Origin of the sequence: Amycolatopsis mediterranei, assembly GCF_026017845.1 — a bacterium.
GTDB lineage: Bacteria > Actinomycetota > Actinomycetes > Mycobacteriales > Pseudonocardiaceae > Amycolatopsis > Amycolatopsis mediterranei.
On the sequence record NZ_CP100416.1, the window covers coordinates 670,995 to 694,462 of the forward strand.

Annotated in this window: 21 protein-coding genes; 12 read left to right on the plus strand and 9 right to left on the minus strand. The window is 71.4% G+C overall.

Annotated features, from left to right (window positions below; translation table 11 throughout):
* The first annotated feature begins 224 nt into the window (after positions 1-224).
* From ISP_RS03230 to ISP_RS03260, 7 genes are all read left to right on the plus strand, one after another.
* Complete coding sequence (locus tag ISP_RS03230) at positions 225-1,301, plus strand: Gfo/Idh/MocA family protein (protein ID WP_013222558.1); 1,077 nt, start codon at positions 225-227, stop codon at positions 1,299-1,301.
* A 14-nt stretch (positions 1,302-1,315) separates the two neighbouring features.
* The gene (locus ISP_RS03235) at positions 1,316-2,014 is read left to right on the plus strand and encodes an HAD-IA family hydrolase (protein WP_013222559.1); all 699 of its coding nucleotides are present in this window, start codon (positions 1,316-1,318) and stop codon (positions 2,012-2,014) included.
* A gap of 4 nt (positions 2,015-2,018) precedes the next feature.
* Positions 2,019-2,930: a kanosamine kinase gene (rifN, locus tag ISP_RS03240; protein WP_013222560.1), complete on the plus strand. Its 912-nt coding sequence runs from the start codon at positions 2,019-2,021 to the stop codon at positions 2,928-2,930.
* A gap of 66 nt (positions 2,931-2,996) precedes the next feature.
* Positions 2,997-3,764: a PIG-L deacetylase family protein gene (locus ISP_RS03245; protein WP_013222561.1), complete on the plus strand. Its 768-nt coding sequence runs from the start codon at positions 2,997-2,999 to the stop codon at positions 3,762-3,764.
* Positions 3,765-3,840: 76 nt separating this feature from the next.
* Positions 3,841-4,773, plus strand: a complete 933-nt coding sequence (locus tag ISP_RS03250) for an alpha/beta hydrolase (RefSeq protein WP_013222562.1) — start codon at positions 3,841-3,843, stop codon at positions 4,771-4,773.
* Between the two features lie 296 nt (positions 4,774-5,069).
* Positions 5,070-6,578, plus strand: a complete 1,509-nt coding sequence (locus ISP_RS03255; RefSeq protein ID WP_014466576.1) for an MFS transporter — start codon at positions 5,070-5,072, stop codon at positions 6,576-6,578.
* Positions 6,579-6,663: 85 nt separating this feature from the next.
* Positions 6,664-7,392, plus strand: coding sequence for a TetR/AcrR family transcriptional regulator (locus tag ISP_RS03260; protein ID WP_013222564.1), 729 nt, complete (start codon positions 6,664-6,666; stop codon positions 7,390-7,392).
* Between the two features lie 6 nt (positions 7,393-7,398).
* Here ISP_RS03260 and ISP_RS03265 read toward each other — a convergent pair whose 3' ends face one another.
* The 4 genes from ISP_RS03265 to rfbH form a co-directional block, all read right to left on the minus strand.
* On the minus strand, positions 7,399-7,887 hold the full coding sequence (locus tag ISP_RS03265; protein ID WP_230468694.1) for a pyridoxamine 5'-phosphate oxidase family protein: 489 nt from the start codon (positions 7,885-7,887) through the stop codon (positions 7,399-7,401).
* A gap of 96 nt (positions 7,888-7,983) precedes the next feature.
* On the minus strand, positions 7,984-9,195 hold the full coding sequence (locus ISP_RS03270) for a cytochrome P450 (RefSeq protein ID WP_013222566.1): 1,212 nt from the start codon (positions 9,193-9,195) through the stop codon (positions 7,984-7,986).
* A gap of 30 nt (positions 9,196-9,225) precedes the next feature.
* The gene (locus tag ISP_RS03275) at positions 9,226-10,491 is read right to left on the minus strand and encodes a cytochrome P450 family protein (RefSeq protein WP_013222567.1); all 1,266 of its coding nucleotides are present in this window, start codon (positions 10,489-10,491) and stop codon (positions 9,226-9,228) included.
* 73 nt (positions 10,492-10,564) lie between these two features.
* A complete protein-coding gene (rfbH, locus tag ISP_RS03280; protein WP_013222568.1) occupies positions 10,565-11,872 on the minus strand; it encodes a lipopolysaccharide biosynthesis protein RfbH in 1,308 nt (435 codons plus the stop codon).
* A 136-nt stretch (positions 11,873-12,008) separates the two neighbouring features.
* Here rfbH and ISP_RS03285 point away from each other — a divergent pair, with 136 nt between their 5' ends.
* Both ISP_RS03285 and ISP_RS03290 read left to right on the plus strand, forming a co-directional pair.
* Positions 12,009-13,220: a glycosyltransferase gene (locus tag ISP_RS03285; protein WP_014466577.1), complete on the plus strand. Its 1,212-nt coding sequence runs from the start codon at positions 12,009-12,011 to the stop codon at positions 13,218-13,220.
* Positions 13,221-13,250: 30 nt separating this feature from the next.
* Positions 13,251-13,871 carry a dTDP-4-dehydrorhamnose 3,5-epimerase family protein gene (locus ISP_RS03290; protein ID WP_013222570.1) on the plus strand — a complete coding sequence of 207 codons (621 nt, stop codon included), beginning with the start codon at positions 13,251-13,253 and terminating at the stop codon, positions 13,869-13,871.
* A 57-nt stretch (positions 13,872-13,928) separates the two neighbouring features.
* On the opposite strand, the gene ISP_RS03295 is transcribed toward ISP_RS03290, so the two are convergent.
* Both ISP_RS03295 and ISP_RS03300 read right to left on the minus strand, forming a co-directional pair.
* Positions 13,929-15,227, minus strand: a complete 1,299-nt coding sequence (locus tag ISP_RS03295; RefSeq protein WP_034285933.1) for a class-III pyridoxal-phosphate-dependent aminotransferase — start codon at positions 15,225-15,227, stop codon at positions 13,929-13,931.
* Positions 15,228-15,251: 24 nt separating this feature from the next.
* On the minus strand, positions 15,252-16,244 hold the full coding sequence (locus tag ISP_RS03300; RefSeq protein WP_013222572.1) for a Gfo/Idh/MocA family protein: 993 nt from the start codon (positions 16,242-16,244) through the stop codon (positions 15,252-15,254).
* A gap of 147 nt (positions 16,245-16,391) precedes the next feature.
* Between ISP_RS03300 and ISP_RS03305 the strand changes: the two genes are divergently transcribed.
* From ISP_RS03305 to ISP_RS03315, 3 genes are all read left to right on the plus strand, one after another.
* Positions 16,392-17,276, plus strand: a complete 885-nt coding sequence (locus tag ISP_RS03305) for a TIGR03621 family F420-dependent LLM class oxidoreductase (RefSeq protein ID WP_013222573.1) — start codon at positions 16,392-16,394, stop codon at positions 17,274-17,276.
* Between the two features lie 26 nt (positions 17,277-17,302).
* On the plus strand, positions 17,303-18,373 hold the full coding sequence (locus tag ISP_RS03310; RefSeq protein WP_013222574.1) for an LLM class flavin-dependent oxidoreductase: 1,071 nt from the start codon (positions 17,303-17,305) through the stop codon (positions 18,371-18,373).
* A gap of 80 nt (positions 18,374-18,453) precedes the next feature.
* Positions 18,454-19,875 carry an NDP-hexose 2,3-dehydratase family protein gene (locus ISP_RS03315; protein WP_013222575.1) on the plus strand — a complete coding sequence of 474 codons (1,422 nt, stop codon included), beginning with the start codon at positions 18,454-18,456 and terminating at the stop codon, positions 19,873-19,875.
* Positions 19,876-19,969: 94 nt separating this feature from the next.
* Here the strand turns inward: ISP_RS03315 and mhpA are convergent, their stop codons facing one another.
* The 3 genes from mhpA to ISP_RS03330 are packed head-to-tail and all read right to left on the minus strand — an operon-like array spanning position 19,970 to position 23,451.
* Positions 19,970-21,475, minus strand: a complete 1,506-nt coding sequence (mhpA, locus tag ISP_RS03320; RefSeq protein ID WP_013222576.1) for a bifunctional 3-(3-hydroxy-phenyl)propionate/3-hydroxycinnamic acid hydroxylase MhpA — start codon at positions 21,473-21,475, stop codon at positions 19,970-19,972.
* 15 nt (positions 21,476-21,490) lie between these two features.
* Positions 21,491-22,702: a phthiocerol/phthiodiolone dimycocerosyl transferase family protein gene (locus ISP_RS03325; protein ID WP_013222577.1), complete on the minus strand. Its 1,212-nt coding sequence runs from the start codon at positions 22,700-22,702 to the stop codon at positions 21,491-21,493.
* Positions 22,699-23,451 (minus strand): thioesterase II family protein, encoded by a 753-nt coding sequence (locus ISP_RS03330; RefSeq protein WP_013222578.1) that lies wholly within the window; start codon positions 23,449-23,451, stop codon positions 22,699-22,701. The genes ISP_RS03325 and ISP_RS03330 overlap by 4 nt, the downstream gene beginning before the upstream one ends.
* Between the last annotated feature and the right edge of the window lie 17 nt (positions 23,452-23,468).

The window sequence follows — 23,468 nt, forward strand, 5'->3', positions numbered from 1 at the left end:
AGCTCGCGAGCGAATCATCCAACACAGCGCGTGCCGCTCAGGCCACGCCGAGCGTCAGCGAGGGGTGCGCATGAGCGAGCTCGCGAGCGAATCATCCAACACAGCGTGTGCCGCTCAGGCCACGCCGAGCGTCAGCGAGGGGTGCGCATGAGCGAGCTCGCGAGCGAATCATCCAACACAGCGCGTGCCGCTCAGGCCACGCCGAGCGTCAGCGAGGGGTGCGCATGAGCGTCCGGGCCGCGGTGGTCGGGCTCGGCTGGGCCGGCCGGGAACTGTGGCTGCCCCTGCTGCGCGAGCACGCTGACTTCGAGGTGGTCGCCGCGGTGGACGCCGATCCGGCGTCGCGGCAGGCGTTCACGAAGGCGACCGGCATCCCCACGCACGCCGCGGTGTCCGCGCTGACCGCGCGCGAGGTCGACCTCGCCGTCGTCGCGGTGCCCAACTACCTGCATACCGAGGTGGCGGGCGCGCTGCTCGCCACCGGGATCTCCGTCTTCCTCGAGAAGCCGGTGTGCCTGAACTCCGCCGAGATCGACGTCCTCGCGGCGGCCGAACGCAGCGGCGGGATGCTGCTGGCCGGCAGTGCCGCCCGCTACCGCGGTGACGTCGGTGCGCTGCGGCGGCTCCTGCCGGAGCTGGGCGAGATCCGGCACGTCGCCTTGGGCTGGATCCGGGCGCGGGGTGTCCCGCGCGCGGGCGGCTGGTTCACCCAGCGCGAGAAGGCCGGCGGGGGAGCGCTGTACGACCTCGGCTGGCACTTGCTCGACACGCTCGCGTTCCTGCTCGGCCCGGCCGCCTTCACCCAGGTCATCGGCGTGACGTCGGACGACTTCGTCAACGCCGGCGCCTGGCGTGCGGCGTGGCGGCAGGACCAGCTCGGCGCGGACGCCGCCGACGTCGAGGACACCGCGCGCGGCTTCCTGGTCCGCGACGACGGCGTCTCGGTCTCCCTGCGGGCGAGCTGGGCCTCGCACCAGGCGCGGGACGTCTCGGTGATCCACGTCGAGGGCAGCGCCGGCACCGCGGACCTGCGGTGCACCTTCGGCTTCAGCCCCAACCGCGAGCCCGAGCCCGTGCTGTCGGTGACCCGCGAGGGCACCACCACCCGGCTGCCCGTGCCGCTCGAGCGCATCGGCGTCGAATACACGCGCCAGGTGAGCGACCTCGCCGCGATGCTGGCCGATCCCGGCCACCGCGGCCGGGCCGTCGCCGAAGCGCGGCCGATCGTCTCGATGATCGAGAACTTCTACGCCTCCGCGGGCTCGGCGCGCGGCCGGGGTGCGGTTCCGGCGTACCAGTGATGAAGGAGCGCTCCATGACATTCCCGATCGTCGACCGGCCGGACACCGGGGCCGATCCCTCGGCACCGGTCCGGCACGCGGTCATCTTCGACCTCGACGGGGTCGTCGTCGACAGCTTCGCGGTGATGAGCGAGGCCTTCGCCATCGCCTACGCCGAGGTGGTCGGCGACGGGCCCGCGCCCTTCGAGGAGTATCGGCGCCACCTCGGTCGATACTTTCCGGATATCATGCGGATCATGGACCTTCCACTGGAGATGGAGGAACCCTTCGTCCGCGAGAGCTACCGCCTCGCCGGCGAAGTCCAGGTCTTCGACGGGGTCACCGAGCTGCTCCTGACGCTGCGGACGCGTGGCCTGCGGCTGGCCATCGCCACCGGCAAGAGCGGGCCGCGGGCCCGGTCCCTGCTCGACAACCTCGGCCTGCTCCCGTTCTTCGAGCACGTCATCGGCTCCGACGAGGTCGCCCGGCCCAAGCCGGCGCCCGACATCGTGCGCCACGCGCTGGACCTGCTGGACGTCCCGCCGGAGGCGGCCATCATGATCGGCGACGCCCCCACCGACCTGGCCAGCGCCCGAGGCGCCGGCGTCGCGTCGGCCGCCGCGCTGTGGGCGCCCCCGGACGACATCGGCGAGCTGCTCGCCGCCGGTCCCGACGTGGTGCTGCGACAGCCGGCCGACCTGCTCGCGCTCTGTCCGTCGGTGCCCGGCCGCTGACGGCGTGGGCACCCCGTACCACCTCGGCATCGACGTGGGAGGCACGAAAGTCGCCTTCCGCGTCGAGTCCGGCTCCGCCTGTATCGAGGAAACCTCGTTCAGCTGGGGAGCCCGGCACAGTGCCGAGGACGACCTCGCCCAGCTGGCCGGCCACGTGGCCCGGCTGCGGGAGCGCATCGGCACGCCGCTGGAGGCGGTCGGGGTCGCCATGCCCGGCACCGTCGGCGCGGACGGCCGGGTCGCGACCTGGCCCAGCCGCCCGGAGTGGACCGGGGTGGACCTGAAAACGGCGTTGCACTCGCTGTTCCCCGAAGCGGCGGTCGCCTGGGCGGACGACGGCGATCTCGGCGCGCTCGCCGAGTCCCGGGCGTCGGGCTGCGAGAACCTGCTGTACATCGGGATCGGCACCGGCATCGGCGGCGGCCTGGTCCTGGGTGGCGTGCCGTGCCCCGGCCTCGGCCGCGGTTCGTTCGAGATCGGCCACGTGATCGTGGAGATGGGCGGCGTCCGCTGTGTGTGCGGCCGCCGCGGCTGCCTGCAGGCACTCGCCTCCGGCCCGGCGACCCTCCGCCGCGCGAGCCTGTTGCGCGGAGCGGACGTCACCTACTACCGGCTGCAGCGGGCGCTGCGCAACGGAGAGCCGTGGGCGGCCGACGCGCTGGAAGGAAGCACCCGGGCGCTGGCGGCCGCGGTGACCGGCGTCCAGGAGCTGGTCCACCCGGACCGCGTGCTGATCGGCGGCGGGTTCGCGGCGGGGATCCCGGAGATCGTGCCGTCGGTGTCGGGGTTCCTGGCGGATCTGGTGCGACAGGGTCAGGCGCCGCTGCCGGTGGAACCGGCCGCGTTGGGCGGGCTGTCGTCGTTGCGGGGAGCGGTGGCCCTCGCCGGGCTGGTGGCGGCGGGGGAAGTGCCGTGAGCCGGCCTCGCAGCACTGCTCACCTGCGGGATCCCGCGCGCGTCTCGCGTGCGTAGGTTCGGCGCCATGGGCACTCTCGTTTCCTTCCACGCACACCCCAACGACGACACCACCACCTGCGGAGGCGTCCTGCGCAAGGCCCACGAGGACGGCCACCGCGTCGTCCTCGTGCTCGCCACCCGCGGCGAACTCGGCTACAACCCGGACGGTCTCCTCGCCGAGGGCGAGACCTTGGGCGACCGACGGGCCGTCGAAGCCCGGGCGGCCGCCGACGTGCTCGGGGTGGACCGGCTCGAGTTCCTCGGCTACACCGATTCCGGGATGACGGCCGCGGCCGACGGCGCCGGCACGTTCCAGACCGCCGACGTCGAGGAAGCGGCGCGGAAGCTCGCCGCGATCCTGCGCGAGGAGCGGGCGGACGTGCTGACGGTGTACGACGAGAAGGGCACCTACGGCGACCCCGACCACATCCAGGTGCACCGCGTCGGCACGCGGGCCGCGGAACTGGCGGGCACGGCGAAGGTCTTCCAGTCCACGATCAACCGCGAGCACATCAAGGCGAACCAGCGCGTGCTCGCCGAGCAGGCCGGCGTCGACCTGCCCGCGGGCCCGGACTTCGGCACCCCGGAGGCCGAGCTCACCTGCCGCGTCGACGTCTCCGCGTACACCGAGTACAAGCGCAAGGCGCTGCTCGCCCACGCCAGCCAGATCACCCCGCAGTCCACGCTGTTCACGGACCTGCCGGAGGACACGTTCCGCACCATGTTCGGCACCGAGTGGTTCATCCGCGCCGGTCAGGGGCCGGGCATCACCGAAACCGACCTGATGGCGTAACCGCTTTCTTCTCTCCGGGCCGCACCGCACGGGCACCCGCCCGCGCCGTGCGGCCCCGTCTTGTCACGGAGGCACCATGGTCTATGCGTTCGACCCCGAGCTCGCCACCGCAGTGCCGGCCCTGCCGGTCACCGACCTCGGCGACCTCGCCCTGGCCCGGGCGGGCGTCCGCGAGCTCAGAGAGCGCTTGCCGAGGCCGGACACGGCGGGCCTGCGGATCGACGACGTCCGGGTCCCCGGCGACGGGCACGAGGTGGCGCTGCGCGTCTACCGCCCGGTCCGGCCACGGACGCCGGCGGCCCTGTACTTCGTCCACGGCGGCGGGTTCGTGGTCGGCGACCTCGACGTCGCCCTGGTGCCCTGCGTCGAGCTGGTCCGGGCGCTGGGGATCGCGGTGGTGTCGGTGGACTACCGGCTGGCACCGGAGACGCGCTACCCCGGCCCGCTCGAGGACGTCTACACCGGCTTGTGCTGGCTCGTCGGGCACGCGGAGGAGCTGGGCGTGGACCCGAGGCGGATCGTCACGTACGGCATCAGCTCGGGAGGCTGCCTCAGCGGCGGCTTGGCCTTGCTGGCCCGCGACCGCGGCGGGCCGCCCATCGCCTACCAGTTCCTGAACGCCCCGGTCCTGGACGACCGGCTCGAGACGCCGAGCATGCGCGAGTTCGTCGACACGCCGTTGTGGAACCGGCCGCAGGCCGAGATCAGCTGGGACGCCTACCTCGGACCGGGTGTCCGGGCTACGGACGCGGTGCCGTACTACGCAGCCCCGGCCCGCGCGACCGACTTGAGCGGGCTGCCGCCGGCATACGTCGCGGTGAAGCAGTTCGACCCGCTGCGGGACGAAGGGATCGCGTACGCGGTGGCGATGCAGGCGGCGGGGGTGAACGTCGAGCTGCATCTGTTCCCGGGCACGTTTCATGGCTCGGCCCGGTGCACGGACGCGGCGATCAGCCGGCGTGAGCAGGAGGAGCAGTTCGCGGTCCTGCGGCACGTGACCGGCCGCTGAAGCCTGGCGCCGGGGTGGCTCGCCGGATCGGCGGCGGCCGCGCGCCCGGCGGCGGCTGCCAGGTGCGGTCCCGTTCGCCGTTCCGCCCGGTGACCGGCCGCTGAGCCACGCCTGGATGGCCGCGCGCCTGGCGACCGCCCCCAGCAGCGTGGTCACCTCCGGCGTCGTCATCGCTGGTCACCGCAGGCGCCGAAACCCTCCCGACCCCCGCCCTTGCGCTCCGCCCACCGACCCTTATATGGTGTATAAGAACTTGTCGGACGCAATTCGCTACCGGGGGAGTCCTCTTGCGCGAAATGCACGCCACGGCGGCGGTGACCGAAACCCGGAATCCACGGCGCTGGCTGATTCTGGCCGTCATCTCGCTGGCCCAGCTGGTCGTCCTGGTCGACAACACGGTTTTGAACCTGGCCATCCCCAAGCTCACCGAAGATCTCGGCGCCACCACCGCCGATATCCAATGGATGATCAACGCCTACGCCCTCGTCCAATCCGGGCTGCTTTTGACGGCCGGCAGTTTCAGTGACCGGTACGGCCGGAAACGGTCGTTGCTCGCCGGGCTCCTGCTGTTCGGCGTGGGTTCGCTGGCCGCGGCGTTCAGCCTGTCGTCCGGGCAGCTGATCGCCGCGCGGGCCGGGATGGGCATCGGCGGTGCGCTGCTGACCACCACCACGCTGGCCGTCGTCATGCAGGTCTTCGACGAAAAAGAACTGCCGAAGGCGATCGGGCTGTGGAGCGCGGTCAGCTCCTTCGGCTACGCCAGCGGCCCGCTGATCGGCGGCGCGCTGCTCGCGCACTTCTGGTGGGGCTCGATCTTCCTCATCAACATCCCGGTGGCGCTGCTCGGCTGCGTCGCCGTGGCGAAACTCGTGCCGGAATCCAAGGACCCGCAAGGCGCCCGGCCCGATCTGGTCGGTGCCGCGCTCTCCACGATCGGCATGGCCGGGATCGTCTACGCGATCATCTCCGGCCCGGAGCACGGCTGGGCCTCGGCCACCGTCCTGGTGGCGGCCGGCATCGGCGTGGCCGCGCTGGCCGCGTTCGTCCGGTGGGAGCTGCACGTGCCGCACCCCATGCTCGACATGGGTTTATTCCGCAACCGCCGGTTCAACGGCGCGATCTCCGGCGGCCTGCTGGTCGCCTTCGGGATGGGCGGCTCGGTCTTCCTGCTGACGCAGCAACTGCAGCTCGTGCTCGGCTACGACCCCCTGGAGGCCGGGCTCCGGACGGCTCCGCTCGCGCTGGTGGTCGTCGCGCTGAACGTCGCCGGGCTCGGCGCGAAGCTGCTCGAGAAGCTGGGCATCGCCATGACGATCGCCGTCGGGATGACGCTGAACGCCGTCGGGCTCGCCATGGTGGCCGTGCTGGGCACGCCCGATCGCGGGTACGGCGGAATGCTGGCCGGCCTGCTCGTCATGGGTGGCGGTATCGCGCTGGCCATGCCCGCCATGGCCAACGCCATCATGACCTCGATCCCGGCCGAGAAGGCGGGGGCGGGAGCCGCGGTGCAGGGCACCGTGAACCAGTTCGGCAGCGGGCTCGGCGTCGCCATCCTCGGCGCCGTGCTCAACTCGCGGTTCGCCGCGCTGCTGCCGATCGGCCTCGGTGCCGGCGCCGCCGGTTCGCTGCACGAAGCGCTGCTCCAGGCGCGGACCCCCGCACTGCAGGCGCAGGTGCGCGACGCCTTCGCCGGCGGCGTGCGCGCCAGCGAGCTGATCGGGGCGCTGGCCGTGGTCCTCGGCGGCCTGCTCGCCGGCCTGCTGCTGCGCCGGGCGGCCCGGTCGGAGGCGCACCAGGCGGCCTGAGGCGGCCCCACGATCAGGCAGGGTGCGTGGCGCCACGCACCCTGCCCCCTTTACCGTTGACCTCCGGTGAGAAGGGAGGGCCACGATGGGCAAACGGGCCTCGCAGCCCCGCGAGAGCGTGTGGCTTTCCCCGCGGCCGGCCCGCAAGCACCGGGCCGGCGAATCCGAGCTCGACCGCGAAAAGATCGTCGCCACCGCGGTCCGCGTCCTCGACGCCGAGGGCGACGCGAAGTTCTCGATGCGGCTGCTGGCCGAGGAACTCAACGTGACCCCGATGTCGGTGTACTGGTACGTCGCGAACAAGGACGACCTGCTCGAGCTGGCCCTCGATGCGGTGGCCGGCGAGATCGAGCTCCCGTCGCTCGACGACGGCAACGACTGGCGCGAGGACCTGCGCGCGCTCGCCCGCGCGTGGCGCCGCACGATGGTGGCCCACCCGTGGGCGATCCGCTGCTACGGCGAGTACCTGAACATCGGCCCGAGCAGCCTCCGCTTCACCGAGTGCGCCCAGGCGGTGATGGCCTGCTCACCGTTGCCGCTGAAGGACCGCTCGGCGGCGCTGAACGTGGTCTTCCAGTACGTCTACGGCTTCACGGCGACGGAGAGCCGCTGGCTGGAGCACCTCGCCGAAACGGGCCGCACGGCGGAGGAGTTCGCCGCCGAGGTGACGGGCAGCATGGCGGCGATGTCCTCGACGCTGGAGCAGGGCGGCCTGCTGGAGCGGGACGGCGACCAGTCGATGGAGCAGCTGCGGGACCGGGACTTCGACCGCGGGCTGAACTGGCTGTTCACCGGCATGGTCGCCGGCGGGTGACGCGGCTCAGTCGCGCCCGCGCCCACGCCGGGCCGTCTGCACGTGTTCCCGCAGCCGGGTCCCTTCGCGGTCGGTGAGGACGTTCGACGTCTTGCCGTAGTCGACGCTGCGCCAGCGGTCCGGCGTCATCCGGATGATCACGTGGCCCGCGTTGAACGCCTCGACGAACTCCCGCGCCTGCCGCTCTGGCAGGTACCGCGACGCCACCGAATACGCGGCCTCGACGGTGGCTTCTTCCCACGCCGTCACCGGACCCGACACGGAAACGTACCGGTAGGGCGGATCCTCGTTCTGGACCACCAAGGTGAAGGCGCCGTTCTTCTTGATCAGCCTGCCCTTCAAGGTGTCCTCGCCGTCGGTCCACAACAGCACGTCGCCGCCGGGGGAGTAGCCGTACCACATCGGTACCGCCAGCGGCGGGCCGCTTCGCCGGTGCACCGCCAGCACGCCGATGTGCTTGCCGGCCAGGAACTCCTGCTCTTCCTTCTCGGTCATGCTCAGGTCCACCGCGGTCCCCTCCAGACGTGGTCGTTCCCCGAAAAGCCGCTTCGGCCGGCCGGAACCCGGCCGGCCGAAGCGGCTGACGACGCGCTACCAAGTGACGGGCAGCTCGGCCAGTCCTTGGAACGCGTCCCCCGGCTTGACCCGGACTTCGTCGGCCGGGACCGCCAGGCGCAATCCCGGCAGCCGGTCGATCAGCCGCCGGAAAGCGATTTCCATGATGGCGCGCGCGTGGTTCATCCCCGCGCACTGGTGCGTCCCGAACCCGTAGGTCAGGTGGTCGCGGAACGTCGGGCGGTGCCAATCCAGCCGGTCGCCGTCCTCGTAGGCTTCCTCGTCCCGGTTGATGAGCGAGAACAGGAAGAACACACCGTCGCCCTTGCGGATGGTGGTGTCCGCGTCGACCTCGATGTCGTCCGCGGCCACCCGCTGCAGGCCGTCGGGGACGACCACGAACCGGGTCAGCTCGTCCACCGCGGCGGGCATCAGCGACGGGTCCGCCCGCAGCTCGGCCAGCCGTTCCGGGTGCTGCAGCAGCGTGAAGGCACCGAGCCCGATCGAGCTCGACGTCGTGTCGTGCCCGGTCACCAGCACGATGAGGAACATCTGCAGGATTTCCTCGTGGTCCACGTCGCTCGACGGGTCGCGCTCGGCGAGCAGGGCCTGCAGGAACCCCTCTTCGCCCGGGTTCTGCTCGGCCTTGTCGATCAGCTTCGTCAGGTAGGCCATCAGCTCGTCGTAGGCCCCGCCGGCGTCCGGCCCGAACAGGATCTGGTGCGCCTTCTTCTCGAAGTAGTCCTGGTCCTCGTGCGGGATGCCGAGCAGATCGCACAACGCGATCAGGGGCACCGGCGAAGCGAACTTCTTGAGCAGGTCCACCGGAGCGCCTTCGGCGATCATCTCGTCGATCTGCCGGTCGACGAGCGCCTGGATCTTCGGCCGCAGGGAGTCGATCCGCTTGACCGTGAACCCCGCCTGCACCAGCTTGCGCCGCGCCCGGTGGGCCGGGCCGTCGACGCCCACCAGCGCGGTGAGCAGCTTGATGACCTTCTGCTGGACGTCGGTGAACTCGACGGCCGCGGCCGCGCTGACCATCGGCCACGCGGGATTGGTCCGGTCACTGGAGATGCGCGGGTCGCACAGCAGCTTGCGGGCCAGTTCGTGCCCGGTGACCGCCCAGGCCTTGCGGCCGTCGTAGAGGGTGACCTCGGCGATCGGGCGCCGGTCGGCGAGCGGTTCGTAACCCGGCGCCGGCTGGTACGGGCAGGTGCGGTCTTGCGGGAAGGCGACGGTCTCCGTCAAGGGAAAATCCTCCTCGAGCGACGAGCTGGCTCAGGACGCCGGCCGGGCGAGCCGCACCGGGAGGTCCTTGGTCCGGGTGAAGCCGGGCCGCAGGATCCACGGGATCTCTTCGCGCGGCACCGCCAGCGTCATGTCCGGGAACCGGGTGTACAGGCCGCGCAGGGCCACTTCCGCCTCCAGGTAGGCGACGTGCTGGCCGAGGCAGCGGTGGATGCCCTTGCCGAAGCCGAGGTGGCTCTCGCTGCCGACGGCGAGCCGGTCGATCTGCAGCTTCTCCGGCTCGGGGAACTTCCGCGGGTCGCTGTTGGCGGCCATGATCAGCGGCACCACGGGCATGCCGCGCGGGATCACCGTGCCGCCCACCTCGATGTCCTCGGTGGCGAACCGCGGCTGCCCGAACTGGATCGGGCCCAGGCGCTGCAGTTCGCGCACGGCCTGCGGCCACAGCGACGGGTCGGCCTTGAGCCGCGCGAGCTGGTCGGGGTGCTCGTGCAGGGCCAGCACCGAGTTGCCGATCAGGTAGGTGGTCGTCTGGTGCCCGGCGGTGACCAGGCTGAACAGGACGCCGACCAGCTCGTCGTCGGTGGCGATGCCGGGGTTCTTGGCCTGCGCCTCGACGAGCGCGGTGACCATGTCGTCCTTCGGCTCGGCGCGGCGCCGCTCGATCATCCCGCGGGCGGCGGCGAGGGTCTTGCGCACTTCTTCCGGGAGCCGCTTGCCGTCCAGGGTGGCCATCGCGTCGCTCCACGCACGCCACTGCGGCCGGTCTTCGTGGTCGACGCCGACCAGCTCGCAGATCACGGTGACCGGCAGCGGGTAGCAGAACGACTCGACGAGGTCGATCGGCGTGCCGTCACCGCCCGCCGCTTCCAGCTTGTCGAGCAGCTCCGCGGTGAGCTCTTCGACCCGGGGGCGGAACTTGCCGACCCGGTGCGCGGTGAGCGCGTAGGAGACCAGCTTGCGCAGCCGGGCGTGCTCCTCGCCGTCGGAGGCGTTGATGAGGTTCTTCAGCCAGGGGATCAGCTCCTCCGGCATGTCCAGGTGCCGGAAGACGCCGTTGCGGATGTCCTCGGCGGGGGAATCGGCCAGCGGGTTGCACTGGAACCGCTGGTCCATCAGGACCTGGCGGACGTCTTCGTAGCGGGCGGCCAGGTACATCGGCGGCCCGCCCATGAAGCCGCCGATCTGCAGCGTCGGCGCCTCGCGGACCGCCGCGTGCGCTCCCCACGGGTCGGCGACCACTTCCGGGGAGAACAGGTCGACCGGTTCGGCCGAAGTCTCGGCAGTGGTGGTCATGGGGTCCTTCCTTTCGTGTTGAAATCGGCAGCGCGCGGCCGGTCCGTCAAAGTCCACTGTGGACCGCACTCGGTCAGTGCGTGGCGACGAACTCCTTGAGCGTGCCGATCACGTACTCGATCATCTCCGTGGTGATCCCCGGGTAGACGCCGATCCAGAACGTCCGCTCGGTGACGATGTCGCTGTTGGTCAGCGGGCCGGCGATGCGCTGCGGCTTGCCGATGTAGGCGGGGTGGCGGGTCAGGTTGCCCGCGAACAGCCGCCGGGTGCGGATGTTGCGCGCCTCGAGGTACTCGACGACCTCCGGGACGTCGAAGCCGGCGTCGGGTTTCACCGTGATGATGAACCCGAACCAGCTCGGGTCGCTGCCCGGCGTGGCCTCCGGCAGGATCAGCCCGGGCAGGCCGTCGAGGCCTTCGCGCAGCTGACGCCAGTTGCGCTTGCGGGCGTCGACGAAGTCCGGCAGTTTCGCCAGCTGGCTCAGCCCGAGCGCGGCGTGGATGTCGGTGCTCTTGAGGTTGTAGCCGACCTCGGAGAAGACGTACTTGTGGTCGTAGGCCTCCGGCAGCGTGCCGAGGTGCAGGTCGAACCGCTTCAGGCAGCGGTCGTCCTCGCCGGGCTCGCACCAGCAGTCGCGGCCCCAGTCGCGGAACGACTTCGCCAGCTTGGCCAGCTTGATGTCCGAGGACAGCAGCATGCCGCCCTCGCCCATGGTCAGGTGGTGGGCTGGGTAGAAGGACACCGTCGAGAACCGGCCGAACGTGCCGGTGAGCTGTCCCTGGTAGGTGGAGCCGACGGCGTCGCAGTTGTCCTCGATGAGGTGGCAGCCGTGGCGCTGGGCGATTTCGGCGATTTCCGCCACCGGGAAAGGATTTCCCAGCGTGTGGGCGATCATGATGGCGCGCGTGCGCGGGGAGATCGCCGCTTCGACCCGTTCGGCGGTCGTGTTGTACGTGCCGAGCTCGATGTCGACGAACACCGGGATCATGCCGTTCTGCAGGATCGGGTTCACCGTGGTCGGGAAGCCGGCCGCGACCGTGACGACCTCGTCGCCCGGCTTGAGCTGCTCGTCGCCCAGCGTCGGGGACGTCAGCGTGCTCAGCGCCAGCAGGTTCGCCGACGAGCCGGAGTTCGTCAGCACCGCCTTGCGCCGCTTGAGTTTCCGGGCGAAGGACGACTCGAACTTCGTCGCGATGGTGCCGGAGGCGATGCGCAGGTCGAGCGCGGCGGCCACCAGGGCTTCGCGGTCGGCGGCGTCCAGCACCGCCCCGGACGACAGGATCGGTGTCTGCCCCGGGATGAACGGCGCCGGCCCGGGGGACTGGGCGTCGTGGTAGTCGCGAACCTGCGTCAGCAGGTCCGATCGGGCTGAGTCGACCATGTCGTATCGATCCCTGCTCCTCGAGTGCGGATTGCGGACCTGACGCTCCTGTCACGCTAGAAGCGCCTGCGTGACGGGACATCCCTCAACGTGGTAGGCCGCTCGGGGCGAACGGCGGAGACTACCCGCGTTGGTGATGGCCCCGGGCTTCTCCGTGGGCAAGCTGGAGCCGACCACGAGCCACCCCTGGGAGGACGATCTTGTGAAGGTTCTAAATCTCGCCGGGGTCGCCCCGTCGACGGTGTTCAGCCACGTCCCGCTCGCGAACGCCCTGCGCAACGCCGGGCACCAGGTGATGACCACGGCGTCGGTCGACGAGATGGTCGACACGATCGCCGGCGTCGGGCTGTCCGCGGTGCGGACCACGGCGCCGGGCGTCACCCCGCGGCAGGTCATCGCCGAAAGCGGCCTGACGCACGTGCCGGAAGACCCGGCAGAGCGCGAAGTCATGGCCGGCCGCTGGTACGCGCACATGGAGTACGTGACCCTGGACGCCTTGCTGGCGTTCAGCAAGGACTGGCGCCCGGACGTCATCGTCAGCGGCGTCACCTCCTACTCCGGCCCGCTGCTGGCCGCCCACCTCGGCGTGCCGTACGTGCGCCACGCCTGGGACATCCACACCCCGCGGCTGATGGATCAGGGTGCCGAGGACCAGCTGCGCGAGCAGCTGACGGAACTCGGCCTGGACGGCCTGCCCGAGCCCGCCATGACGATCGAGATCGCGCCGCCGAGCCTGCTGCCGGACGACCTCAAGGGCGGCCAGCCGATGCGGTGGATCCCCGGCAACTCGCAGTCGGTGCTGGAACCGTGGATGTACACCAAGAGCGCGGGCACCCGGATCGGCGTCACCATCGGCACCGGGGTCGCGAACTACAACCAGTACGACTTCCTGCAGGCCGTCGTCGAACAGGTCGCCACCCTGGACGCCGAAGTCGTCGTGGCCGTCACCGAAGACGCGGCGCCGGAACTGCGTGAGCGGCTGAAGAACGTGCGGGCGGGCTGGATCCCGCTGGACGTCGTCGCGCCGACCTGTGACGTCCTGGTGCACCAGACCGGCGGCAGCACGATGATGACGGGCCTGAGCTTCGGCGTGCCGCAGGTGCTGCTCCCGGACCCCAACCTCTTCCGCGCCAACGCGATGGCCCGCCGGCTCGCCGACACCGGCGCCGCGGTCGTGCTCTCGCCCGAGGAAGCCACGAGCGAGGTCATCGCGAAGACGTGCGGCGAGCTGGTCGCCGACCCGGCGTTCAAGGCGGCCGCGGGCGGGCTCGCCCGGGAGATCGCCGAGCTGCCCTCGCCGAACGAAGTGGCGCTGCGCATCGAGCAGCTCGTCCGGGAAGCGTCCTAAAAGGACATGGGTAGCGTCAGCACCCGCAGCATGACCGTTCAGCCGCTGGCCATCGACGGCGCACACGTGGTCACGTCCCAGTCGTTCGGCGACGAGCGCGGCGACTTCTTCGAGGTCTACCGCCAGGACGTGCTCACCGAGGCGCTCGGCTACCGGCCGCGGTTCCTGCAAACGAACGTCTCGACGTCGTGCCGCAACGTCGTGCGCGGCGTGCACGGGGCGATGACCCCGCCCGGCCTGGCGAAGTTCGTGACGTGCCTGCGCGGTTCGCTGCTCGACTTCGTCGTCGACGTGCGGACCGGTTCCCCGACGTTCGGCCAGTGGGACATGATCGTGCTCAACCAGCACGGCGGGACCGCGGTGTACGTCGAGGAAGGCCTCGGCCACGCGTTCGTGTCCCTCGAAGACGACACGTGCGTCCAGTACCTGCTGTCCGACCTCTACCGGCCGGCGGAGGTGCTCACCGTGCAGCCGCTGGACCCGGAAATCGGCCTCCCGCTGAACCTGCCGGGCGAGCCGATCCTGTCCGAGCGCGACGCGGCGGCGCCGACGTTGCGGGAGGCCGGCGAGCTGGGCCTGCTGCCGCGGTACGAGGAGTGCCTCGCGCTGCGGGAGGCGCGCGTGCGGCTCGAAGTGTCCGTGGCTTCCTGAAGCACTTACGGCGAAAGGCCCGGGACCGCGTCGTCCCGGGCCTTTCCGCGTCGGTCGTCAGTTCAGCTGGTCCAGTGCCGCGCCCAGCGTCTCGCCGAGGAAGCCGAGATCGCCGTCGGTCGCGTTGAGCGGCGGGGCCACCAGCAGGCCCTCGCCCGTGCGGTCGGGGCGGAAGCCGACGTACGGGTACAGCAGCAGGCCCCGGCTCCGGGTGATCCGCATGACGTCGCCGAGCGTGCCGGGAGCCAGCTCGATGCCGTAGAAGTACCCGAGCCCGCGGACGTCCGTCACCACCTGCCGGCCGCGCACGGCGTCGGCCACGAGCCGGCCGAGGGCCGCGCCGCGGACTTCGTCGCGGTCGAGGGCGCCGAGCTCCTCCAGCACCGAAAGCACCGCCAGCCCGGCCCGGCCCTGCAGCGGGGTCGCCGACATCGTGCCCATCAGCGGCAGCCACTTGCCGCTGGTCATGATGTCCTCGGCCAGGTCCGGCGAGAGCATCGTGGCCGCCAGCGGGACGTACCCCGCGCCGAGGCCCTTCGACAGCGTGACGATGTCCGCCGCCGAGCCCGGCGTGTGGTGCGAGGCCAGCGGGAGCCCGCAGCGGCCCAGCCCGGTGAGGACCTCGTCGTGGATGACGAGGACGCCGAACTCGTCGCAGACCTCGCGCAGCGCCCGCAGGTAGCCCGCCGGCGGGACGTACCCGCCGCCGGTCGTGCCGTTGACCGGCTCCATCAGCACCGCGGCGACGCTCTCCGGGCCGGCCGCGACGATCGCGTCGCGCACCGCGCGCACGCACTCGACCCGGCAGGCGTCGAACGGGCAGCCGAGGTGCTGGCCGGGGTAGGGCGGGTTGAACGCCGGAGCGAGGCCGAAGCTGTCGTCCTCGTGCGGCCGCCGGGACCGGTGGCCCGACAGGGCGAGCACGAACGCGCTGTTGCCGTGGTAGCCCAGCGTCGAGGTCAGGATCTTGTGCCTGCCCTCTTCGCCGCGGGCCCGCTGCACCAGCCGGGCCAGCGCGATGGCGGATTCCGTTGCGTGCGTGCCGGTGGGGGTGAACATCACCCGGTCGTCCGGGCGGTGCACCGCCCGGGCGGCGGCCGCGGCCAGCTGCTCCATCAGGTCGGGCGCGAACGTGCCGGGGCTGGCGTAGGTGCAGATCCCGACCTGGTCCCGCAGGGCCGCGACCACCGTGGGGTGGGCGTGGCCGATGTTCACGTTGACGATCCCGCTGGCGCCGTCGAGGTAGCGCGTGCCGTCGGAGGCGTACACCCAGGACCCGGCGGCGTGGCTGTAGGGGATCGGGGGGATCTGCAGCTTGGCCGCCAGCAGCTGGGACGGCGCTTTCTGCACGGTCATCGTCACGATCTGTTCCTCCTGGCCTCAGCCCACCGGCTCGGGGGCGTGATCGACGTAAAGCCTCGCCTTGGTGCGGATGTCGTCGACGAGCACGGCTTGGCGGGCCACGTCGTCGTTGTCGGGCAGCCGTCCCGAACGGACGGCCGCGGCGAAGGCGGTGAGCGTGTTCGCCACCTGGTCGTCGGGCGGCAGCGGGATTTCGTCGACGCCCGAACGCCGTTCGAGGCGGACCACGGGGAGGTGGTCGGCGGGCGGGGTGAAGGCGTGGTCGAGGACGATCCGCCCTTCGCTGCCCCAAAGTTCGTATCCGGAGCGGTAGGCGTGGTCGATCCCGAAGGTCGCGGACGCGCTCACCCCGTCGGCGGTGCACAGCAGCGCCTGCCCGGCGGAGTCGACGGGCCGGCCGTGGCGCCGGGTGAGCACCGCCGAAACGACGTCGACTTCGCTGCCCAGGAAGGACATCGCCGCGCGCACCGGGTAGACGCCGGTGTCCAGCAGCGCACCGCCGCCGAGCTCGGCGCGGTGGCGGATGTCGCCGGCTGGGCGGGCCGGCACGGCGAAGGCGGCGTGGAACGCCCGCAGCTCGCCGATCGCGCCGCCGGCCAGCAGGTCCCGGACCGCCGTGTGCTGGCTGTGGTGGAGGAACATGACGTTCTCCATCAGCACGAGCCCGGCCGCACCGGCCGCGGCGATCAGCTCACAGGTTCGGGAAACGCTGGTGGTCAACGGTTTCTCGGCCAGCACGTGCTTGCCGGCGGTCAGCGCCAGCTCGATCCAGCCCGCGTGCGCGGCGTTCGGCAGGGGGATGTAGACGGCCTCGACCTCGTCGAGGTCCAGCAGCGCCGAATAGCCCTCGACCGCGCGGCACCCGTAGGCGTGCGCGATTTCCGCGGCCTTGCCGGGGTTCCGGCTGGCGATCGCCGTGATTTCCGTGCGGGGCGAGGCGGCCATGGCGGGAAGCACCTTCCGGACGGCGATGCTCGCGCAGCCCATGATCCCGATGCGCAGTGGGGCCACGGGATCTCCTTCACGGGCGCGGTCGGCGGCACGGTTCGTTCCCCACGCTAGGACAGGCGAGTCCGTGTGGGCATCCCTCGTCCTGATAGCGCTCGCTGGTGGGAAAACCGGCCGGACAACCGGTCCGATGCTTGGTACTTTGCCGTTATGGCCACTGGGAGGAAGCCGTTCCGGTTCGGGGTCGACCTCATCACACCCGCACCGCGGCAGGCTTGGGTCGAAAGCTGCCGCAAGGCCGAGGATCTCGGCTACGACGTCATCGGGGTGGGTGACCACCTGGGCATGCCGGCGCCGTTTCCGGCGCTGGTGCTGGCCGCGGAGAACACCGAACGCGTCCGGCTCACGACGTTCGTGCTGAACGCCGGTTTCCACAATCCCGTGCTGCTCGCGCGGGAAGTCACCGGCACCGACCAGCTCACCGGCGGCCGGTTCGAACTCGGCCTCGGTGCGGGATACGTCGAAGCGGAATTCGAGGCCGCCGGAATTCCCTTTCCGACAGCCCGGCAACGGCTCGAGCACCTGGAACGGACGATCGAGCAGCTCAAGAAGAGCTACGCCGATCCGGCGCACCAGCCGCGGCCGGCGCAGCCGTCCGGCCCGCCGCTGCTGCTGGGCGGGCGCGGGAACGGCCTGCTCACCCTGGCCGCCGCGCACGCGGACACCATCGCGTTCATCGGCGCCACCGCTTCGCACAAGATGCTGCTGGCCGACGCCGCCGAGCTCGCCGACCGGGTCGGGTTCGCCAAGGCCGCGCTCGGCCCGCGGGCGGCCGAGGTCGAACTGAACGTCTTCGCCCACTACATCGACGTCACCGCCGATCGCCGGGCCGGCCTGGAAGCATTACACCGGCGGATGCCCGAGCGCACGGTCGACCAGCTCGCCGAACTGCCGACCGTGCTCGTCGGCACCGCCGCGCAGATCGCCGAACAGCTCGAAACCCACCGGGAGCGCTACGGGTTCAGCTACTTCACCGTGCTCGAGCACAACCTCGAAGCGCTTGCCCCGGTCATCGATCTCCTGCACGGGAAGTAGGGGACCACGACGAAGGGAGCCCGCCCGTGGCGAACCGCCCGATGAAGTTCTCCACCTTCCACCTCTTCCACCAGTTCGCCGGGATGAGCGCGCCGGAGGTCTACGGCTACCACGTCGAGCTCGTCGAGCTGCTGGAGGAGCTCGGCTTCGACGGCGTGTGGCTGGCCGAGCACCACTTCCACGACTTCGGCACCGTGCCGAACACGCTCACCATGCTCGCCCACCTGGCGGCCCGCACCGAACGGCTGCGGCTCGGCACCGGGATCGTGGTGCTGCCGCTGCGCGACCCGATCCACGTGGCCGAGGAGGCCGCGATGGTGGACCTGCTCTCCGGCGGCCGGCTCGAGCTGGGCCTCGGCCGCGGCTACCAGAGCATCGAGTTCGAGAACTTCGGGCTCGACCTCGCCGAATCCCGCGACCGGTTCGACGAGTGCCTCGACGTGCTGCTCGGCCTCTTCACCACGGACGATTTCGAGTACCGGGGCCGGTTCCAGCAGACCACCCACCCGCTGACGCTGTGGCCCAAGCCGGTGCAGCGGCCGCACCCGCCGCTGCACGTCGCCGCCATCAGCCCCGAGACCGTGCGGAAGTACGCCGCCCGCGGCCTGCCGATCCTGGCCGACCCGGCTGCTCCTTTCGCGCGGATCGCCGAGGCCGCGGAGACCTGGCACAAGACCGCCGCCGCCCACGGCGTCGACGCGGGGGATGCCGAACTCGTCGCCAGCCGCGTGGTGTACGTCGCCGAGTCCGACGAGCGGGCCCGCGAAGAGCAGGCCCGGTTCGAGGCGGCGTTCGACCGGACCCGGGTCTTCCTGGCGGGCAACGCGCCGATCGACCTGAAGACCGGCGGGGCCGCGAGGAGCTACGAGTACCACCTGGAACGGCTCAAGGACCTCTCGGCCGAGAAGGACTTCGCCTGGAACCAGCTGGAAGTCATCGGCGACCCCGAGCGCGTCATCGGGCAGATCCGGTCCATTCAGGACATGGGCTACGGCAACCTCCTGTGCGACTTCGGCTCGACGCGGCAGATGCCGCTCGAGGAGATGAAGAAGCTGCTGAAGTTCTTCGCCGCCGAGGTCATGCCCGCGTTCCGCTGACCACCCGTTCCTATCAGGTCGGGGGATGCCTGCCGCGTCCCGCCCGGCTTAGGCTCGCCGCAGCCGAGGAAGGGAGTGACGTGGTCCACAGCGCGATACACGAGGACACGGCACGGGACGGACGCTCCGACGCCGTGGCCGACGACGCGGTCATGTCCATGGCGGACTTCCACTCCTGGTTCAACGCGCGAGCACGCGCGAACCGCTTCCAGGTGGACCGGATTCCGTTCCTGGAGCTGTCCGGCTGGGACTTCGAGCCGGACACGGGCAACCTGGTGCACGCCAGCGGCCGGTTCTTCTCGGTCGAGGGCCTGCGCGTCCGGACCGACCGGCCCTGGGTGAGCGAGTGGGCCCAGCCGATCATCGTGCAGCCGGAGATCGGCGTGCTCGGCATCCTCGTCAAGCGGTTCGACGGGGTCCCGCACTGCCTGATGCAGGCGAAGATGGAGCCGGGCAACATCAACGGCCTGCAGATCTCGCCGACCGTGCAGGCCACGCGCAGCAACTACATGAAGGTCCACGGCGGCGCGGCCACCAAGTACATGGAGTACTTCCGGCCCGGCTCCCGCGGCCGCGTGCTGTTCGACGGGCTGCAGTCCGAGCAGGGGTCGTGGTTCCTGCACAAGCGCAACCGCAACATCGTCGTCGAGACCGACGACGACGTCCCGCTGGACGAGGACTTCTGCTGGCTGACGCTCGACCAGATCCGGCGCCTGCTGCGGCTGGACCACATGGTGAACATGGACTCCCGGACGGTTCTCGCGTGCGTCCCGCCCGCCTTGGCGCGGCCCGACGACCGGACGACCGGCGACGGCTCGTTCGTCGAAGCGGTCCACCGTTCGCTCTCGGGCCGCGGCCGGGCCGTGCACGACCCGGGCCACATCCTCAGCTGGCTCACCGAGGTGCGCGCCCGCCAGGAGCTGGTGCAGCGCCGGGTGCCGCTCAAGGAGATCGTCGAAGACGGCTGGCGGCTCGGTCACGACGTCATCGACCACCGCGACGGCAAGTACTTCGACGTCGTCGCGGTGGCCGTGGAAGCCAGCAACCGCGAGGTCACCGCGTGGACCCAGCCGCTGGTGGCGCCCCGGCAGTCCGGCCTGCTCGCGTTGCTGGTCAAGCGGATCGGCGGCACGCTGCACGCTCTGGTGCAGGCCCGCAGTGACGCGGGCACGCTCAACATCGCCGAGCTCACCGCGACGGTGCACTGCCAGCCCGGCAACTACGCCGACGCGCCGGCGGAGTACCGCCCGCCCTACCTCGACTACGCGCTGGCCGCCGCCACCGGACGCGTCCGGCTGGACGTGGTGCATTCCGAGGAAGGCGGCCGGTTCTACCACGCGCAGAACCGCTACCTGGTGATCGAGGTCGAGGACGACTTCGCCGCCGAGCCGGACGACCGGTTCCTCTGGACCACGCTGAACCAGCTGATGTCGCTGCTGTCGCACAGCAACTACCTGACGGTGGAACTGCGGAGCCTGATGGCGGGCATGCGCAGCTTCTGACCCGCCTCAAGCGCCCCAATGTGGCCTTCGGTGCGTTCAACGCACCGAAGGCCACATTGGGTGCGTTCAACGCAACCAAGGCCACATTGGGGCGCTAGCCGGTGGGCACCGCGGCGCGCAGCCGGTCGCGCAGGGCGCCGACCAGGGCTTCGAGCCCGCCCGGCCCGGCCGTGCCGAAGACGTGGTAGTCCGGCCGCACGAGCACCGAAGCCGCCCCGAACCGGGCCAGGAACGGCCGGTAGACGTCGTCGACGTCCACCCCCTCGTCGAGCCGGACGACGTGGGCTCCGAGTTCGGTGAGGAAGTCCGAGTGGGTCTCCTCGGTGGTCAGCAGGACGAAACCCCGGCCGATGACGTCGTCGAAGAGCCCGGTGGCGTCGCCGACCTGCACCCGGCCCTGCGGCACCACCACGCCCGCGCCCGGGCTTTCGTGGCGCAGCCCGCCGGTGAGCGGCTTCGCCGGTTCCGGCCGGCCCGCGGGCTTGCCGCGGCGGTTGGCCAGCACGGTCGAGTCCCGCTCGGCGGCGGCCGCCGGGTCCGTCACGCAGATCACCCGGCCCAGCTGGACCGACGCGAGGATGGCCTCGCGCGCCTGCTCGCGCCGCTCGTCCCCGTAGCTGTCCAAAAGGGACTCCGGAGCCAAGCCGCGGAGCGTGAGGTCGAGCTTCCACGCCAGGTTGGTGACGTCGCGGATGCCGGAGCACATGCCCTGCCCGGCGAACGGCGGCATCAGGTGCGCCGCGTCGCCGGCGAGCAGGACGTGCCCCACCCGCCACCGGTCGGCCCAGCGGGCCTGGAAGATGTAGGTGGTGCTGCGCAGCAGGGTGGCGGTTTCGGGGGTGACGCCGAAGGGGGCCATCAGCCGCCACGCCGTCTCGTCCTTGTTGAGCTCCGCCGCGTTTTCGCCCGGCAGGCGCATGAACTCCCAGCGACGGCGGCCGGGCCCGCTGCCCACCAGCGTGGTGGGCCGGGCCGGGTCGCAGATCTGCACGTTCGTCGGCACGAACTCGCGCGGCTCGTTCAGCCGGACGTCGCAGAGTAGCCACTCGTAGGAGAAGCCGAGGTCGGTCACCGGCACGTCGAGGTGCTCGCGCACGAAGCTGTTGGCACCGTCGCAGCCGACCACCCACCGGCCCGAGATCGTCCGCGGAACGTCGTCTTCGCCGGTGGCGGTCACCTGGACGAACGAGTCGCCGTCGGTGATGGCCACGACTTCGTGCCCGCGCAGCACGGTGATCCCGGGCAGGTCCGCCGCCCGGGCCGCGAGGAGCTCCTCGAGCGCGGGCTGGTGCATGGTGTTGGCGTCCGGCCAGCCGTACGGGCCGTCGGTGGTGAAGGCGATGTCGAGCAGCGTCTGCCCGTCGGCGGTCTGCCACTGGTAGCCGTTGGCCGGCGCGGTGATCCGGCCGAGGTCCGGGCCGATGCCGGTGGCGGCCAGCAGCCGGGCCGTCTCGCCGTCGAAGCTGGTCGCCCGCGGCAGCTTGTACGGCCGGGGCCGGCGTTCGAGCACCGTCACCCGCCAACCGCGTTGCGCGAGCAGCACCGACAGCGTGGCGCCGATCGGGCCGTTTCCGACGATGACGACGTCCGTGTCCGTCAAGAGAACCTCACAGGGTCACAGGTCACGAGTCAGGCGGGCCAGCCGTTCGCGCAGGCAGTCCAGCCGCTGCGGCAGCGAAGGATCGCCCTCGGGCCAGCCCACGTCGAGGCCCACCCGGCCGCCGAAGCTGCTCATCACGTAACCGCCGAGCGCGAGGGTTTCCCGCATCCGCGACGCCGAGTGCAGGTTGGTCAGCCGCAGGCCGTCCGGCGTGCGCATCGGCGGGGCGACGCCCCAGTTCATGATGCTGACCACGGCGAGGGCGAGCTTCGGGTCCCACGGTTTCGCGGCGGCGGGCCGGGCGAACATGTCCAGGATGCTGCGCTGCACGGACCCGTCGGCGAGGCCGGCCCGCAGCTGCTCGCCGATGGCCCGGCCGATCGCGACGGCGTCGTGCGCGATCCCGTCCGTCACCTTGAACCCGACCCCGCCCAGCACGTTCGTGCCCTCGGTCGCGCCGACCGGGGGCGTCAGCCTGCTGCGCAGGTTCACCGAGTACCGGTAGACGAGGTCGGTCAGCGGGAGGTCACGGATCTCGGCCTCGGCGAGCAGGACCGCGCCCGACACCAGGCCGTTGATCGTCACCTTCTCCCGGTGGCCGAGTTCCGCCAGCGCCGTCGTTTCGGCTTCGGTCAGCCGGTGCTGGACGACGTGCCGGATGACGGGGTCCGGCCGGGACGCGGGCGGCGGTGCCGCCGGTGGGACCGAGGGCGCCGCCGGGACGCTCGCGTGGATGCCGCGTTCGGCCAGCAGGTCCTCCAGCGACCGCGGGTACGGGTGCCGGCCCAGGTCGAGCGGCACGCCCTCGATGACGTCGGTGTAGCAGGACCAGAGCGCCGAGAGGATCGCGGTGGCGTGGTGGGCGTCGGCGACACTGTGCTGGATCGCCAGGCAGACACTGGCTTCGTCGCCGTCGCGGACGACGTTGAGCGCGCTCAGCGAACGGCTCTGGTCGAGGTCCAATCCCTCGAGTGGCCGGCCGGGATCGCCGTCGGCGAACCGGATCTCCGGCCGCGCGTCGGACTCGGCGAGCACCGCGCCCTCGCCGGTGAACTCCACGCAGGCCGAAAGCTGGGGGTAGGCGCGAGTGACCGCTTCGAACGCGGTCGTCAGCGCCTCGGGGTCGAGCCGGCCCTCGGCACGCACGGTGTACCCGATGTAGGCCTCTTTCACGGCGTGGATGCTCTCGCTGGGCGCCAGCGCGCGCCGGACAGCCGCTCGCGTCACGAGTTCCCTCCCGTGGATCCGGTCAGCGCGGGGCCGGCCAGCTTCTCCGTCATCGTCGCGATCATCGGGGCGGCCTGGTCCACCAGGAAGAAGTGACCGCCCGGCAGCACCCGCAGGTCGGCCGGCCCGGTGGTGTGCTCTTCCCAGGCGCGGGCCTCGCCGACCGACACGCGCGGATCGTGGTCGCCGGTGAACACCGTGACGGGGCAGTCCACCCGCCGTCCGGGCTCGTGCCGGTAGGTCTCCACCGCGCGGTAGTCGCTGCGGATCGCGGGCAGGACCATGGCCAGCAGTTCGGGGTCGGCGAGCATGGCCGCGTCGGAACCGCCGAGCTTCCGCAGCTCGGCTACGAGCCGTTCGTCCGACGCGCCGCGCACGTCGTCGTCGCGGTAGCGCGAGGGCGCCCGCCGCCCGGACGCGAACAGGTGCACCGGCGCGGGCAGCCCGGCTTCGGGCATCCGCAACGCCAGTTCGTAGCCGATGATCGCGCCCATGCTGTGCCCGAACAACGCCAGCGGCCGGTCGCCGAACGGGCGCAGCACCTCCAGCAGCCGGTTCGTCAGCCCGCCGATGCTGTCGACGGGCGGCTCGTGCCGCCGGTCCTGGCGGCCCGGGTACTGGACCGCCAGGACCTCCACCGCGGGAGCGAGGGCCTTGGCGAGCGGGAAGAAGAAGCTGGCCGAGCCGCCGGCGTGGGGCAGGCACACGAGCCGGGCTCGCGCGTCCGGTGCCCGTTCGAAACGGCGCAACCACTTCTCGGCTTCTG

What these genes read in the sequence shown, in the direction of transcription:
- ISP_RS03230 (WP_013222558.1), top strand. Translation starts at nt 225, where the DNA reads ATGAGCGTCCGGGCCGCGGTGGTCGGGCTCGGCTGGGCCGGCCGGGAA.
- ISP_RS03235 (WP_013222559.1), top strand. Translation starts at nt 1,316, where the DNA reads ATGACATTCCCGATCGTCGACCGGCCGGACACCGGGGCCGATCCCTCG.
- ISP_RS03245 (WP_013222561.1), top strand. Translation starts at nt 2,997, where the DNA reads ATGGGCACTCTCGTTTCCTTCCACGCACACCCCAACGACGACACCACC.
- ISP_RS03250 (WP_013222562.1), top strand. Translation starts at nt 3,841, where the DNA reads ATGGTCTATGCGTTCGACCCCGAGCTCGCCACCGCAGTGCCGGCCCTG.
- ISP_RS03255 (WP_014466576.1), top strand. Translation starts at nt 5,070, where the DNA reads ATGCACGCCACGGCGGCGGTGACCGAAACCCGGAATCCACGGCGCTGG.
- ISP_RS03260 (WP_013222564.1), top strand. Translation starts at nt 6,664, where the DNA reads ATGGGCAAACGGGCCTCGCAGCCCCGCGAGAGCGTGTGGCTTTCCCCG.
- ISP_RS03265 (WP_230468694.1), bottom strand. Translation starts at nt 7,887, where the DNA reads ATGACCGAGAAGGAAGAGCAGGAGTTCCTGGCCGGCAAGCACATCGGC.
- ISP_RS03275 (WP_013222567.1), bottom strand. Translation starts at nt 10,491, where the DNA reads ATGACCACCACTGCCGAGACTTCGGCCGAACCGGTCGACCTGTTCTCC.
- rfbH (WP_013222568.1), bottom strand. Translation starts at nt 11,872, where the DNA reads ATGGTCGACTCAGCCCGATCGGACCTGCTGACGCAGGTTCGCGACTAC.
- ISP_RS03285 (WP_014466577.1), top strand. Translation starts at nt 12,009, where the DNA reads ATGGCCCCGGGCTTCTCCGTGGGCAAGCTGGAGCCGACCACGAGCCAC.
- ISP_RS03290 (WP_013222570.1), top strand. Translation starts at nt 13,251, where the DNA reads ATGACCGTTCAGCCGCTGGCCATCGACGGCGCACACGTGGTCACGTCC.
- ISP_RS03295 (WP_034285933.1), bottom strand. Translation starts at nt 15,227, where the DNA reads ATGACCGTGCAGAAAGCGCCGTCCCAGCTGCTGGCGGCCAAGCTGCAG.
- ISP_RS03305 (WP_013222573.1), top strand. Translation starts at nt 16,392, where the DNA reads ATGGCCACTGGGAGGAAGCCGTTCCGGTTCGGGGTCGACCTCATCACA.